The organism is Rhodoplanes sp. SY1, from assembly GCF_046000175.1.
Classification (GTDB): domain Bacteria; phylum Pseudomonadota; class Alphaproteobacteria; order Rhizobiales; family Xanthobacteraceae; genus Rhodoplanes.
In genome coordinates this window covers 1-13895 of the sequence record NZ_JBEOMB010000079.1, presented here as the reverse complement: position 1 = coordinate 13895, position 13895 = coordinate 1, and the positions used below count along the sequence as shown (strand labels likewise).

The following is a 13895-nucleotide window of genomic DNA, read 5'->3' as shown; positions in this document are numbered from 1 at the left end:
GATCCGGCGCACCGGATCTCGACCAGAACTGTCGCGCATTCACTCACCGGGCGACAAGAGGGCCACGGTGTCGCGCCGTCGCGTTTGCGACGCCGGCGTCACCGCTCCAGCGATGCCCGGATCGCCAGCAGAGCGTGTTTCAGGATAGGGAGGTCGTGGGTGACGGCTTTCCAGATGATCAGACTGTCGACGGTCTGATACTCGTGGCGAGAATGTTTCCCGATCCCGGCGATGTCCTTCCAGCGGACCTCCGGGTGCCGCGCCTTCGCGTCGGCGCCGATATGCCGGCTCGCTTCCGAGATCACCTCGACGCCGCGCTCCACGGCGGAGCGAAGAAGCCACGACCCGGCATAGTCGTCGAAGCTGACGCCGGCGAGCGCCTCCTCGATCCCCCGATGCTCTCGAGCATGTCGTGGATGCGCAGGAGTGGCGAGCGGTCGGGCATCAGAAGACGCGCAGTGCCGTTTTCTCGACCTCGGCCCGGATCAGCGGATGCAGGCCCCGGCGCGTGGTGAGATCCACCCGAATCCCGAGCTGCTCCTCCAGATGACGCTTCGCGGCCACGAGATCGAAGGCGTTGAAGGGGCCCTGGGGATCGTAGTCGACGAACACGTCGACGTCGCTCGCCTCCCCGATCTCGTCGCGCAAGGCCGAGCCGAACAAATACAGGGACGTGACGCCGAGCGCCTTCACGGCGTCGGCCTCGGACCGCAGCCGGTCCAGAACCTCCGCCCTGGACCTGGGCTTCAGGGATGCGGACGTCGTCGTCATGAGCCGAGCGTATCACAGGCGCGCGGACGTCATCAAAGCCCGAAGCCCTGGCCGCGGCCCGCGTCGGTCGCCGGTGCGGTCTCACGCCTCCGCCGGCCGGCCGTGATCGCTGGAATCCCGGCCCGCCACCAGCGCCAGCACGCCCTCCACCACGCTGTCGCCGTTGAGCGGCTGCTCGATCAGGGGAACACCGGCGTCGGCGGCGGCGCGGCGCAGGCGCAGGCTCGGGTCGGCCGTGATCAGAAGCGCGGGCAGGCGGGCGCGGCGGCGGCGCAGCCGGGCGACGAGATCGAGGCCCGCCATGTCGGGCAGCCGCGCCTCGGTCACCACGCAGGCGAGGTCGGCGAGGTCGTCGGAGGAGAGAAGGTCGGCGGCGCAGGCGAAGGCGCGCACCGCGAAGCCTTCCACCCCGAGCGCGAAGCGCAGCGCGTGGCGCAACGCCGGGTCGCCGTCGACGACCACGATGGTCGGCAGGGACGCGGCGTCGCGGTGATCGCCGGCGCCGTTCGGTGTGGCGCCGTCGCGCGCGGGGTCGTTCCGGGCCGGATCGTTCCGTGTCATGGCGCTCGACCACGGGCTCCGCCGATGGCCGCGCGCGTCCGACGCGCGGCGGCGTCTCGATTGGATCGGGCCGCCGCCGCTCGCGGCGCGGATGCCGGCGGGGACCGCAGGCGAGAAGAGACCAATCCCCGGGCGGTGTCTTGACGCCGCTCAAAATGACGCCGGCGTCGCGACGGAGCGGCGGGCGGGGGCGGCGCGCCGGTCAGCGCACCGGGTCGGCGGAGCCGGCCGGCTGGTCCTCGAGCGCGGCCAGGAGGGTCATGCGCACCAGCTCGGAGAGGCTGACCGCGCGCATCTTGGTCATCACGTTGGCGCGGTAGATCTCGACGGTGCGCGGGCTGATGCCGAGGTCCCAGGCGATCGTCTTGTTGGGCTTGCCGGCGACCAGCCCGTCCAGAACCTCGCGCTCGCGCCGCGACAGCGCGGCGATGCGGGTGCGCAGGTCGTTGCGCGCCGCCTCGCGCTCGGCGGCGCTGGCGGCGGCGGCGAGCGCGGTGCGGATCGAGACCAGCAGCACCTCGTCGTCGAACGGCTTCTCCAGGAAGTCGACGGCGCCGTTCTTCATCGCCTCGACGGCCATCGGCACGTCGGCGTGGCCGGTGATGACGACGACGGGCATGCGGACCTCGCGGGCCCGCAGCGTCTTCAGAAGCTCGACGCCGCTCACCTCCGGCATCTTCACGTCGGTGACGATGCAGCCCGGCGCGACGTCCGGCAGCGCCTGCAGGAAGGCCGTCGCGGTCTCGTAGGTGGCGGTGCGGAAGCCGGCGGCGCGCAGCAGGAAGTCGAGCGACTTGCGCACCGATTCGTCGTCGTCGATGACATGAACGACGGCACCCTGAACGACCCCGCCATGAACGACCGCGTCAGCCGACATCGCCGAGCTCCTCGCCCACCACGGCCGGCAGTGTAAACCGGAACGACGCGCCGCCGCCAGGGCAGGGCTCGGCCCAGATGCGGCCGTCGTGCCCCTCGACGATGGTGCGCGAGATCGACAGGCCGATGCCCATGCCGTAGGCCTTGGTGGTGGCGAAGGGCTGGAACAGCTGGCCGGCGATCTCGGACGCGATGCCGCTGCCGGTGTCGGCGACCTCGATCATGATGCTTCGGTCCGGGCCGGGCGCGGTCGCCACCGTGAGGATGCGCTGCGGCGAGGCCTCCATGGCTTCCATGGCGTTGCGCATCAGGTTGAGCAGCACCTGCTGGATCTGCACCCGGTCGACGAACACGCGATCGGCGGCCGGGTCGAGCATCAGCCGCACCCGCACGCCGCTCTCGCGGGCGCCGACCAGCGCCAGCGCGCTCGTCTCCTCGATCAGCGCCTTCAGGCTCTCGACCCGCTTCTCGGGCTCGCGGTTGGCGACGAAGTCGCGCAGCCGGCGGATGATCTGGCCGGCGCGCAGCGACTGCGCCACCGCGGCGTCGATCGCCTCGCGCACCATCACGAGCTTGTCCTCGGCCGGGTCGGCGAGCAGGCGGCGCGAGCCGGTGAGATAGTTGGCGATCGCCGACAGCGGCTGGTTCAGCTCGTGGGCGAGCGCCGAGGCCATCTCGCCCATGGCGGTGAGGCGGGAGACGTGCAGCAGCTCCGACTGCAGGCGCTGGAGCTGCGCCTCGGTCTCCTGCCGCTCGGTGAGGTCGCGCACGAAGCCGGTGAAAAAGCGCCGGCCGTCGGAGCGCATCTCGCCGACCGTCAGGGCGATCGGGAAGGTCGTGCCGTCCTTGCGCTCGCCCACGACCACGCGCCCGGTGCCGATGATGTGGCGCTCGCCCGTGCCGAGATACCGTTCGATGTGGTGTTGATGCGCCTCGCTGTAGGGCTGCGGCATCAGGATTCCGAGCGTCTTGCCGCGCACCTCGGCGGCCGTGTAGCCGAACAGGCGCTCGGCGGCGGTGCTGAACAGCTCGATGCGGCCGCGCTCGTCGGCGATGATCACGGCGTCCGGCACGTTGGAGAGGATCGACTGAAGGTGCGCCTCGCGGGCCATCAGGCCGCGGGTGCGGGCCGCCGCCTCGTCGCGGGCGAGGCGCAGCCGCTCGCCGAACACCGCCATGCCGAGCCCGATCAGCCCGAAGGTGGCGCCGGAAATCAGCGCCGGCCCGGTCGCCCCGAGCGGCGGGCCGAACGGCATCAGGTGCAGGCCGAGCGCCAGCACGGTCGCGAGCACGCCCGGGCCGAGCCCGCCGAAGGCGCCGACGATCAGCACCGGCGGCACCATGAAGACGAGGTCGGCCTGCGCCTCGCTGAGGCCGGACGCTGCCCGGTGCAGCAGGAAGGCGACGACCGGCAGCGCCGCCCCGGCGATGTACCAGACGGCCCGCTCGCGCACCGGCCGCGCCCGCCCCGACGGCGGCAGGATCGCGGCCGCGGTGGGCGGGTCCGACGATCGCAGCTCGATCTCCGCCATCCTGGATCTCCGCCCTCCTGGATCTCCGCCGGTTCGGTCAGCGGGCCGTGGGGGCTCGGCCGTCCGGATTGCTCCGGGACAGCCCTTAGGGACCATACCCGAATTTCGCCGGGCCGTCCGCGTTCCTACGTTGCAAGATGGCTTTCCAGTCCCCGGGCGAGCCAGCCCCCGAGCGAGCCGGCGCCGATGTTGATGCAGAACGCGCAGACGTTGAGCCCCACCCACCCGGCCAAGCCGGCGGATCGGTGGTCCGCCGAGCAGGGCGTCGACGGGGCGCCCGGCCTCGACGCCCTGGGGGTGCGGATGGCTTTCGCCCGGAATGCCGAGATTTTCGGCGAGGGCGAGCCGACGACCTACGTGTACAAGGTGATCGCGGGCGCCGCCCGCACCTACAAGGTGCTGGACGACGGCCGCCGGCAGATCAGCTCGTTCTATCTGCCCGGCGAGGTGTTCGGCCTGGAGGCGACCGCGGCCCACCATTGCTCGGCCGAGGCGGTGACCCGCTCGGTGCTTCTGGTGATCAAGCGTAGCGCCCTGGTGTCGCTCGCCGAGGCCGAGCATCGCGTCTCCCACATGCTGTGGGCGCTGACGGCGCGCGAGCTGCAGCAGGTGCGCACCCACATGCTGGTGCTGATCCGCAGCGCCCAGGAACGGGTCGCCTGCTTCCTGCTCGAGCTGGCCGAGCGGATGGGGACGACCGACCAGATCGAGCTGCCGATGTCGCGCCAGGACATCGCCGACTATCTCGGATTGACGATCGAGACGATCTCGCGGACTCTCACCCAGCTCGAGAGCACGGGCGCCATCGCGGTGCCGACCTGTCGGCGCATCGTGTTGCGCGATCGCAAGGCGCTGAAGCGCCTGCACGCCTAGAAGCCTCCTCGGTGGTCCCCTTGGGCGTCCCGGGAGAGACCGGGCCGAGGAGTTGTGTCATGCCGGCGAAGACGCCGACCGATCCGCCCGGCGAGATGCCGGGGCTTCCCCCGCTCGATTATCCGTCCAGCACCGGTCCGTCCGGTTCACATGGGACCGGCACCGGTCCGTCCGGCGCCCGTGCGAGCGCCGGCGAGCGCGCGCCGGCCTGCGCCGACCAGCCGGCGGGCGAGACCGGCCGGGCCGCACCCGAGCCCGGGGCCGACTCCGGACCGGATCCCGCGTGCGGGCCGGAGGACGCCGACCAAGCCTTCACCGACCAGGCCTTCACCGACCAAGCCTTCTCGGAGGCGCTGCACGACGGCGCCGAGTTCGGCCGCAAGATGCTCGCGGCGTTCGAGACCAACCTGACCGCCGGCTTCGGTTTCGCCGCCGCCATGGCGGAGACCACCTCGGTGCCCGACATGATCGCGCTGTCGAGCCGCTTCGCCGCCCGCCAGCTCGAGACCGCGCTGGTGCAGGGCAAGGATCTCTGGACCACCGGCGAGAAGGTGATGAGCGACGCGGCGCGCGGCTTCGCGCCGGCCGGCGGCGACGATCCCGAGGATGCCGGCCGGCGCTGACCAGCCCGCGGCATCCGACCTTTTGCCGTCTGCCTGTCGTGATGCTCCGCGGCGCCCGTCGCGGATGCGGAATTGACCGCCGTCAACACCCGGGGTCGCCCCGATCCTATCCTTAGGCATTGCTTCGCCGACCTCCGGCGGGGCCGGAAAGGAGACCACCCGAGATCCGAAAAGGAGACCATCATGGCCGAGACCGAGACTGTCGTGCAGGCCCCCGCGACACAGCCGTCGCAGGTGCCGACGCCGCCCGCCCCGCGGGCGCTGGCCGGCCGCGATCCCTTCGAGCGGCTGCGCCGCCAGATGGACCGCTTGTTCGAGGACTTCGGACGCGGCTTCGACGTCCCGTTCGGCAGCGGCTTCTTCGCCATGCGGCCGCCGCTGCTCGCCGACGAGGCCGGCGTCCGCCGTCCCGCCGTCGATCTGGTCGAGACCGACACGGCCTATCAGATCACGGCCGAGTTGCCCGGCATCCCGCCGGAGGCCGTCCAGGTGACGCTCGCTGACGGCATCCTCACCATCAAGGGCGAGAAGAAGGAGGAGCGTGACGAGACCCGCGAGGGCTGGCACGTGGCCGAGCGCCGCTTCGGATCGTTCCAGCGGTCGTTCCAGCTGCCCGCCGGCATCGCCGAGGACGCCATCGCGGCGCGGGTCGCCGACGGCGTGCTGACCGTCACGGTGCCCAAGGCGGCGGTGCCGTCCAAGACCGCCAAGACGATCGCCGTGGAGACGAAGGGCTGAGCGCCGAGCGGCCGACGGGCCGAGCACGGGGAACCGGGCGCGGGGACGGGGGCAGCCGCGACGCTGCCCAACAGGTGAGGAGCGAGCCATGTCCTATGCGACCGTGATGGTTCATGTCGGCATCGACGCGGCGTCGGACGCCCGCGTGCGGCTGGCGAGCGGCCTCGCCGAGCGGTTTCACGCGACCCTGATCGGCGTCGCAGGGGTCGGGCCGCGGCCCCCCTTCGCGGCGGAAGGCCTGGTCGTCGACTTCGGCCCCTCGGCCGAGGAGAAGCAGGCGATGACCGAGGAGCTCGGCGGCCTGGGGGCGCATTTCCGCGCCCTGGTCGGCCCCGTCGGCCGGCCGGTCGAATGGCGCGGCAGCCTCGACTTTCCGATCGAGGCGGTGTCGCGGGCGGCGCGCGCCGCCGACCTGATCGTGATCGGCAGCGGGCCGCAGCCGGACGACGTGTTCCGCTCGCTCGACCCCGGCAGCGTCATCCTGCGGGCCGGCCGGCCCGTGGTGCTGGTGCCGGCCGGCGTCGAGACGCTGGTGCCCGCCAAGGTCCTGGTCGCCTGGAAGGACACCCGGGAAGCGCGCCGCGCGCTGACCGATGCGCTGCCCGTCCTGCACGAGGCCGACAAGGTGATGGTCGCCGAGGTCTGCCCGGCGGCCGACGCGGCCGCCGCCCGGCAGAACCTCGACGAGGTCGGCCGTTATCTGGCCCGCCACCGCATCGCCGTCGCGGCGACCGTCACGCTGCACGACGAGGGCAGCGCGACCGACGCGCTGGTCCGGCTCGCCCGCGAGGAGCGCGTCGACCTGATCGTCGCCGGCGGCTACGGCCACAGCCGGCTCGGCGAATGGATGTTCGGCGGGGTGACGCGCGGGCTTCTGACCGGGAGCCCGGTCTGTTGCCTGCTGTCGCACTGAGCCATACTGCGCACCGAAATACCGTCGGCGGTGTGGACAGTGCGGAGAGCGACATGGGTGCGGGTGCGGCGATCGACGACCGCGACGTCCTCCTGGTGGTGGACGTCCAGAACGACTTCTGTCCCGGCGGCGCGCTGCCGGTGCCGGACGGCGACGCCGTGGTGGCGCCGATCGTGCGGCTCGCCGAGACGTTCCGGCACGTCGTGCTGACCCAGGACTGGCATCCGGCCGGGCATCACTCCTTCGCCTCGGTCCATACGGGGCATAAGCCGTTCGATCAGGTGACGCTGTCCTATGGCGCCCAGATCGTCTGGCCGGACCATTGCGTGCAGGAGACCGAGGGCGCGGCGTTCCATCGACACTTGCGGATCCCCCACGCCGCCCTCGTTCTCCGCAAAGGCTTCCGGCGCGAGATCGATTCCTACTCGGCCTTCTTCGAGAACGACCGCCGGACCCCGACCGGCCTCGCCGGCTATTTTCGCGAGCGCGGCTTCGGGCGTGTGGTGATGGTCGGGCTCGCGCTCGACTTCTGCGTCCGTTTCTCTGCCGAGGATGCCAAGACGCTGGGCTTCGAGGTGACCGTGGTCGAGGAGGGCTGCCGCGGCATCGATGTCGACGGCTCGGTCGCCGCCACCCGACGGGCGTTGGTGGATCTCGGCGTGACCCTCGCCGAGACGATGTGACGGCGGCTCCGATCCGCCGAGGGAGCCGGCCGCATCGCGAACCGGAGGACGGCATGTTCGTCGATCGTCGTGACGCCGGGCGGCGCCTCGCCGCCGCGCTGACGGATCTGAGAAACGAGGCGCCCGTGGTGCTGGCGCTGCCGCGCGGCGGCGTGCCGGTGGCGGCCGAGATCGCGGCGGCGCTCGAGGCACCGCTCGACGTCCTGATCGTCCGCAAGATCGGGCTGCCCGACCAGCCGGAGCTGGCAATGGGCGCTGTCGCCGAGGGCGACCCGCCGATCGTGCTGCGCAACGAGGATGTGATCCGGGCCGCGCGGGTCGACGCGGCGACGTTCCGGGCGGCCTGCGCCGACGAGCAGGCCGAGATCGCCCGCCGGCAGGCCCGGTACCGGGGCGGCCGGCCGCCCGCCGCGATCGTCGGACGGACCGTCATCCTGGTCGACGACGGCCTCGCCACCGGCGCGACCGCGCGGGCGGGGTTGCGCGCGCTGCGGCGGAGCGGTCCGGCCCGGCTGGTGCTCGCCGTCCCGGTCGGCGCCCCCGACAGCCTCGCCGCCCTGCGGGAGGAGGCGGACGTTGTCGTCTGTCTCGATGCGCCCGCCTGGTTCCCGGCGATCGGCGCCTTCTACGAGGACTTCCATCAGGTGCCGGACGCCGAGGTGCTGGCCGCGCTGGCCGGCCGGCATGCGCCCGAACGATCCGGCCCGCGTTAGCCGACCGTCGGCGTCGGCCAGGCGCGCATCGCCATCGCAGCGACGGCGTGCAGATCGTCGCGCGTCGCGCCGCCGGCGGCGTGCACCGACATGCCCTCGAGCACGGTCGCGACGAAGCAGGCGAAGCCTTTCGGATCGAGGTCGGCGGGCAACTCGCCCGCCGCCTTGGCCGCGAGCAGGCGCTCGCACACCATCCGCTCGCCCTCGCGGCGGCGATCGATCAGCTCCTGGTGGACATCCTGGGCCATGTCGGAGCAGGCGACGGTGCCGCGCACCAGCAGGCAGCCGGGCGGATTGCAGGCGTCGGTCATGAAGTCGGCGGTGCCGTGCAGGAGGCGCGCGACCATCTCGCGCGCGCTCGGGGCCGCCAGCGCCTCGTCCCAGAACTTGGTGCGGACCGCGACGTAGCGCTCCAGGACCTTGCGGAACAGGCCTTCCTTGTTGCCGAACGCAGCGTAGAGGCTCGGCGGCGCGATGCCGATCGCCTGGGTCAGCTCGGCGATCGAGGCGCCCTCGTAGCCGCGCCGCCAGAACACCTGGAGGGCGCGGTCCAGGGCCTCGTCCATGTCGAAGGTACGCGGGCGTCCCAGGGCCAAGTCGGTTCACCTTCTTGTTTTTTACTGATCGCTATATAAGTGCCTTGACGCGCCCCGTCCAGGCCTTTATGTAGTGCCCACTAAAGAAGTGGACGGAGCGCAGCATGACCCCCCAACGTACCATTCTGGCCGGCACCGCGCTGGTGGCGATCGTCGCGGCCGGAATCGCCGGCGTGACGCAGCTCGGCGTCGGCCCGGCCCGCTCGAGCACGCCGGCGGCTGCCGCGCCGGCCGCCGTGCCGGTGTCGGTCGCCACGGTGGAGCGGCGGCCCGTCGCCCTGTTCGACGAGTTCTCCGGCCGCCTGGAGGCGGTCGAGCGGGTCGAGGTGCGGCCGCGGGTGGCCGGCGCCGTGCAGAACGTGCACTTCGTCGAGGGCGCGCTGGTGCGCGAGGGCGACCTCCTGGTCACCATCGATCCCGCCCCCTACGCGGCCGAGGTGGCCCGCGCCGAGGCGCAGGTCGCCGCCGCCGAGGCGCGGCTCGCCCTCACCCGCAACGACCTGGAGCGCGGCCAGCAGCTGTTCGGCTCGCGCACCGTGTCGCAGCGCGACCTCGACCAGCGCGTCAACGCCGAACGCGAGGCCGCCGCCAACCTGCAGGCCGCGCAGGCGAGCCTGGCGACCGCCCGGCTGAACCTCGAATGGACGCAGGTGCGCGCCCCGGTGTCCGGCCGGGTCGGGCGCCAGGACGTGACGGTCGGCAACTTGGTGGCGGCCGGGGCGACGGCGCCGGTGCTCACCACCCTGGTCTCGGTCGATCCGATCTACGCCCGCTTCGACGCCGCCGAGGGGGCGGTGCGCCGCGCCCTCGAGGCGATCGCCGCGGCCGAGCGGACCGACGACGCCCACACGGCGGTCGACCGCATCCCGGTGCTGCTCGACCGCGGCGCCGGCGAGCCGCTCGTCGGCTCCGTGCAGCTCATCGACAACCAGGTCGATCTGCGCACCGGCACGGTGCGGGTGCGCGCCGTGTTCGACAATCCGCGCGGCGCCCTGATGCCGGGCCAGTTCGTCCGGTTACGCATGGGCCAGCCGAAGCCGGAACCGGCCCTGCTCGTCAACGAGCGCGCCGTCGGCACCGACCAGGACAAGCGCTTTGTCCTCGTCGTCGGCGACGACAACAAGGCGACCTACCGGGTGGTCGGGCTCGGCGCCGCGACCGACGGGCTGCGCATCGTGACGAACGGCCTCGCCGAGGGCGAGCGCATCGTCGTCAACGGCCTCCAGCGGGTGCGCCCCGGCGCCGTGGTCGACCCCAAGCCCGTCGGCATGGACACGGCCTCGTGGTCGAAGCCCGACGGCGTGAGGGTGAGCGAGGCGCAGTAGCGCACACGCATCCTCACGAGCGCCTTCGGTCCGTCGATCGACGACCGCATCCCCGACTTCCGCTCATCCCCGCGCAAGCGGGGATCCAGGGGCCCAATGCCGTATCGCCCCTGGGTTCCCGCCTTCGCGGGGACGAGCGGAGAATCGCCGGCATAGCGAGTGGCCGCGACTGCCGCTTCGCGCCGCCCCGGAACGACCAGATCAGAATCCCGGTCGTGATTGAAACGGACCACCCCCGATGTCGTTCTCCCGCTTCTTCATCGATCGCCCGATCTTCGCCGGCGTCCTGTCGGTGCTGATCTTCCTGGCCGGTCTCCTCGCCATGCGGGTGATGCCGATCTCGGAATATCCCGAGGTTTCGCCGCCCTCCGTCGTGGTGCGCGCCACCTATCCGGGCGCCGCGCCGCGCGTCATCGCCGAGTCGGTCGCGACCCCGATCGAGGAGGCGGTCAACGGCGTCGAGGGCATGCTCTACATGGAGAGCCAGGCCACGACCGACGGCCTGATGACGCTGACCGTCACGTTCCGGCTCGGCACCGACCCGGACAAGGCGCAGCAGCTCGTGCAGAACCGTGTCGCCCAGGCGGAGCCGCGCCTGCCCGAGGACGTGCGCCGGCTCGGCATCACCACGGTGAAGAGCTCGCCCAACCTCACCATGGTGGTGCATCTGCTCTCGCCCAACGACCGCTACGACATCACCTATCTGCGCAACTACGCCGTCCTCAACGTGCGCGACCGGCTCAAGCGCATCGAGGGCATCGGCGACGTGCAGATCTTCGGCGGCGGCGACTACGCGATGCGGGTGTGGCTCGATCCGCCGAAGCTCGCCGAGCACGGCCTCTCGCCGGGCGACGTGGTGCGCGAGATCCGCGCCCAGAACGTCCAGGCGGCGGCCGGCGTGATCGGCGGCCCGCCCAACGCCGCCGGCCTCGACTATCAGCTCTCGGTCAACGCGCAAGGGCGCCTGGAGACCGCGGAAGAGTTCGGCGAGATCATCGTCAAGACCGGCGCCGACGGCGCCGTGGTGCGGCTCGCCGACGTCGCCCGCATCGAGCTCGGCGCCTCCGAATACGCGCTGCGCTCGCTCCTCAACAACAAGTCGGCCGTGGCGCTCGGCATCTTCCAGTCACCGGGCTCCAACGCGCTCGCCATCTCGGACAACGTCCGCAAGACCATGGCCGAGCTGCAGGGCGCCATGCCGGAGGGCGTCGCCTACTCGATCGTCTACGATCCGACCCAGTTCATCCGCGCCTCGATCGAGGCGGTCGTGCACACGCTGCTCGAGGCGATCGCGCTCGTCGTGCTGGTCGTGATCGTCTTCCTGCAGACCTGGCGCGCCTCGATCATCCCGCTGCTCGCCGTGCCGGTGTCGATCGTCGGCACCTTCGCCGTGATGCACGCCTTCGGCTTCTCGATCAACGCGCTCACGCTGTTCGGCCTGGTGCTGGCGATCGGCATCGTGGTCGACGACGCGATCGTCGTGGTCGAGAACGTCGAGCGCAACATCGAGTCGGGTCTGTCGCCCCTGGAGGCGAGCTACCGGGCCATGGAGGAGGTGTCGGGGCCGATCATCGCCATCGCCCTGGTGCTGGTCGCCGTGTTCGTGCCGCTCGCCTTCATCTCCGGCCTCACCGGCCAGTTCTACCGGCAGTTCGCCCTCACCATCGCGATCTCGACCGTCATCTCGGCCGTCAACTCGCTCACCCTGTCGCCGGCCCTCGCCGCCCTTCTGCTGAAGGGCCACGACGCGCCCAAGGACGTGGTGACGCGGGTTCTCGACCGCGCGCTCGGCTGGTTCTTCCGCGGCTTCAACGCCGCGTTCCGCAAGAGCTCGGACGCCTACGGCAGCAGCGTCGGAAGGATCATCTCGCACCGCGCGATCGCGATGGGGCTCTATCTGGCGCTGGTCGGCGCCACCTTCGGTCTGTTCCACGTCATTCCGGGCGGTTTCGTGCCCGGCCAGGACAAGCAGTACCTAGTCGGCTTCGCGCGCCTGCCCGACGGCGCGACGCTCGACCGCACCGAGGAGGTGATCCGGCAGATGAGCGACATCGCCCTGAAGACCGAGGGCGTGCAGGACGCCATCGCGTTTCCGGGTCTTTCCATCTCGGGCTTCACCAACTCGTCCAACGCCGGCATCGTCTTCGTCGGCCTGAAGCCGTTCGAGGAGCGCAAGAGCGCGGCGCTCTCCGGCCCGGCGCTGGCCATGGAGCTGAACAAGAAGTTCGCCGTCATCGAGGAGGCCTTCGTCGCCATGTTCCCGCCGCCGCCGGTCGAGGGGCTCGGCACCATCGGCGGCTTCAAGCTGCAGATCGAGGACCGCACCGGCCAGGGCTACGGCGCCTTGAAGACCGCCGTCGACGCCTTCACGGCCAAGGCCATGCAGACGCCCGAGCTGGTCGGCACCTTCTCCAGCTTCCAGATCGACGTGCCGCAGCTCTATGCCGACATCGACCGCACCAAGGCGCGCCAGCTCTCGGTGCCGGTCGCCGACGTGTTCGAGACCCTGCAGGTCTATCTCGGCTCGGCCTATGTGAACGACTTCAACAAGTTCGGCCGCACCTACTCGGTGCGGGTCCAGGCCGACGCGCCGTTCCGGGCGCGGCCCGAGGATCTCGGCGTGCTGAAGGTGCGCTCGACCACGGGCGAGATGATCCCGCTCGCCGCCGTGCTGAAGGTGCAGCCGTCGTCCGGGCCGGAGCGCGCGATGCGCTACAACGGCTTTCTCGCGGCCGACATCAACGGCGCCGCGGCGCCCGGCTTCTCCACCGGCCAGGCCCAGGACGCCATTGCCCGCATCGCCAAGGAGACGCTGCCCAAGGGCTTCGACTTCGAGTGGACCGAGCTGACCTATCAGGAGATCCTCGCCGGCAACTCGGGCGTGATCGTGTTCCCGATCGCGATCCTCCTGGTGTTCCTGGTGCTGGCCGCCCTCTACGAGAGCCTGACGCTGCCGCTCGCCATCATCATGATCGTGCCGATGGGGCTCCTCGCCGCCATGACGGGCGTGTGGATCGCCGGCGGTGACAACAACATCTTCACCCAGATCGGGCTCGTCGTGCTGGTCGGCCTCTCCGCCAAGAACGCCATCCTGATCGTCGAGTTCGCCCGCGAGCTGGAGTTCTCCGGCCGCTCGCCGGTCGCCGCGGCGATCGAGGCGAGCCGGCTGCGGCTGCGGCCGATCCTGATGACCTCGATGGCCTTCGTCATGGGCGTGCTGCCGCTGGTCGTCTCGACCGGCGCCGGCGCCGAGATGCGCCGCGCCATGGGCGTCGCGGTGTTCTCCGGCATGATCGGCGTGACGCTGTTCGGCATCGTGCTGACGCCGGTGTTCTACGTGCTCTTGCGCGCCCTCACCGGCAACCGCCCGCTCAAGCACACCGGCGCCGCACCGGCCCATGCGGCCGCCGGCGCACCGGCCGCCCCCGTCGCACCGCACGGCGCCCCGGCGGAGTGAGGACGTCACGCCAGGTCGGGAGCGGCCTTTCGATGGCTCGGCACCCCCTCACCCGACGCGCTGCGCGCGTCGACCTCTCCCCGCCGGGGAGAGGTGAAGGGCCCCGCGCTTCGCGGACCTTGCACGGGTCAGCCGAAATCCGTGCGCCGTTCTGCCGGCGCAATCACGAACCGTCGAGATAACGAACTGAGGCGCGAAAAACTCGGGTCACCTCTCCCCGGCGGGGAGAGGTCG

General features: G+C 71.5%; 14 protein-coding genes. 8 read left to right on the top strand and 6 right to left on the bottom strand.

From position 1 onward, the window contains the following. Positions 1-98: 98 nt before the first annotated feature. The 5 genes from ABTU92_RS19715 to ABTU92_RS19695 form a co-directional block, all read right to left on the bottom strand. Positions 99-389: a DUF86 domain-containing protein gene (locus ABTU92_RS19715; RefSeq protein WP_408093348.1), complete on the bottom strand. Its 291-nt coding sequence runs from the start codon at positions 387-389 to the stop codon at positions 99-101. A gap of 55 nt (positions 390-444) precedes the next feature. Then, positions 445-693 (bottom strand): nucleotidyltransferase family protein, encoded by a 249-nt coding sequence (locus ABTU92_RS19710; protein ID WP_408093334.1) that lies wholly within the window; start codon positions 691-693, stop codon positions 445-447. Positions 694-852: 159 nt separating this feature from the next. Continuing rightward, positions 853-1332: a response regulator gene (locus tag ABTU92_RS19705; protein WP_111355578.1), complete on the bottom strand. Its 480-nt coding sequence runs from the start codon at positions 1330-1332 to the stop codon at positions 853-855. A gap of 202 nt (positions 1333-1534) precedes the next feature. Beyond that, positions 1535-2209, bottom strand: coding sequence for a response regulator FixJ (gene fixJ, locus ABTU92_RS19700; protein ID WP_408093333.1), 675 nt, complete (start codon positions 2207-2209; stop codon positions 1535-1537). Then, the gene (locus tag ABTU92_RS19695) at positions 2199-3740 is read right to left on the bottom strand and encodes a PAS domain S-box protein (protein WP_408093332.1); all 1542 of its coding nucleotides are present in this window, start codon (positions 3738-3740) and stop codon (positions 2199-2201) included. Before ABTU92_RS19695 ends, fixJ begins: the two co-directional genes overlap by 11 nt. 186 nt (positions 3741-3926) lie before the next feature. Here ABTU92_RS19695 and ABTU92_RS19690 point away from each other — a divergent pair, with 186 nt between their 5' ends. From ABTU92_RS19690 to ABTU92_RS19665, 6 genes are all read left to right on the top strand, one after another. Next, positions 3927-4613, top strand: a complete 687-nt coding sequence (locus ABTU92_RS19690; protein ID WP_408093331.1) for a helix-turn-helix domain-containing protein — start codon at positions 3927-3929, stop codon at positions 4611-4613. Between the two features lie 59 nt (positions 4614-4672). Further along, positions 4673-5236 (top strand): phasin family protein, encoded by a 564-nt coding sequence (locus ABTU92_RS19685; protein WP_408093330.1) that lies wholly within the window; start codon positions 4673-4675, stop codon positions 5234-5236. Positions 5237-5419: 183 nt separating this feature from the next. After that, positions 5420-5974 carry an Hsp20/alpha crystallin family protein gene (locus ABTU92_RS19680; RefSeq protein WP_408093329.1) on the top strand — a complete coding sequence of 185 codons (555 nt, stop codon included), beginning with the start codon at positions 5420-5422 and terminating at the stop codon, positions 5972-5974. An 88-nt stretch (positions 5975-6062) separates the two neighbouring features. Beyond that, complete coding sequence (locus ABTU92_RS19675; protein ID WP_408093328.1) at positions 6063-6887, top strand: universal stress protein; 825 nt, start codon at positions 6063-6065, stop codon at positions 6885-6887. Between the two features lie 53 nt (positions 6888-6940). Further along, positions 6941-7570, top strand: coding sequence for a bifunctional nicotinamidase/pyrazinamidase (gene pncA / locus ABTU92_RS19670; RefSeq protein WP_408093327.1), 630 nt, complete (start codon positions 6941-6943; stop codon positions 7568-7570). 53 nt (positions 7571-7623) lie between these two features. After that, positions 7624-8283, top strand: coding sequence for a phosphoribosyltransferase (locus ABTU92_RS19665; protein ID WP_408093326.1), 660 nt, complete (start codon positions 7624-7626; stop codon positions 8281-8283). Here ABTU92_RS19665 and ABTU92_RS19660 read toward each other — a convergent pair. After that, positions 8280-8879, bottom strand: a complete 600-nt coding sequence (locus ABTU92_RS19660) for a TetR/AcrR family transcriptional regulator (protein ID WP_408093325.1) — start codon at positions 8877-8879, stop codon at positions 8280-8282. The two genes, ABTU92_RS19665 and ABTU92_RS19660, sit on opposite strands and share 4 nt — an antisense overlap. Before the next feature lie 104 nt (positions 8880-8983). Between ABTU92_RS19660 and ABTU92_RS19655 the strand changes: the two genes are divergently transcribed. Together ABTU92_RS19655 and ABTU92_RS19650 are read left to right on the top strand one after the other, a co-directional pair. Then, positions 8984-10204: an efflux RND transporter periplasmic adaptor subunit gene (locus ABTU92_RS19655; protein ID WP_408093324.1), complete on the top strand. Its 1221-nt coding sequence runs from the start codon at positions 8984-8986 to the stop codon at positions 10202-10204. A gap of 238 nt (positions 10205-10442) precedes the next feature. Further along, positions 10443-13661, top strand: coding sequence for an efflux RND transporter permease subunit (locus ABTU92_RS19650; RefSeq protein WP_408093323.1), 3219 nt, complete (start codon positions 10443-10445; stop codon positions 13659-13661). Positions 13662-13895: the final 234 nt, after the last annotated feature.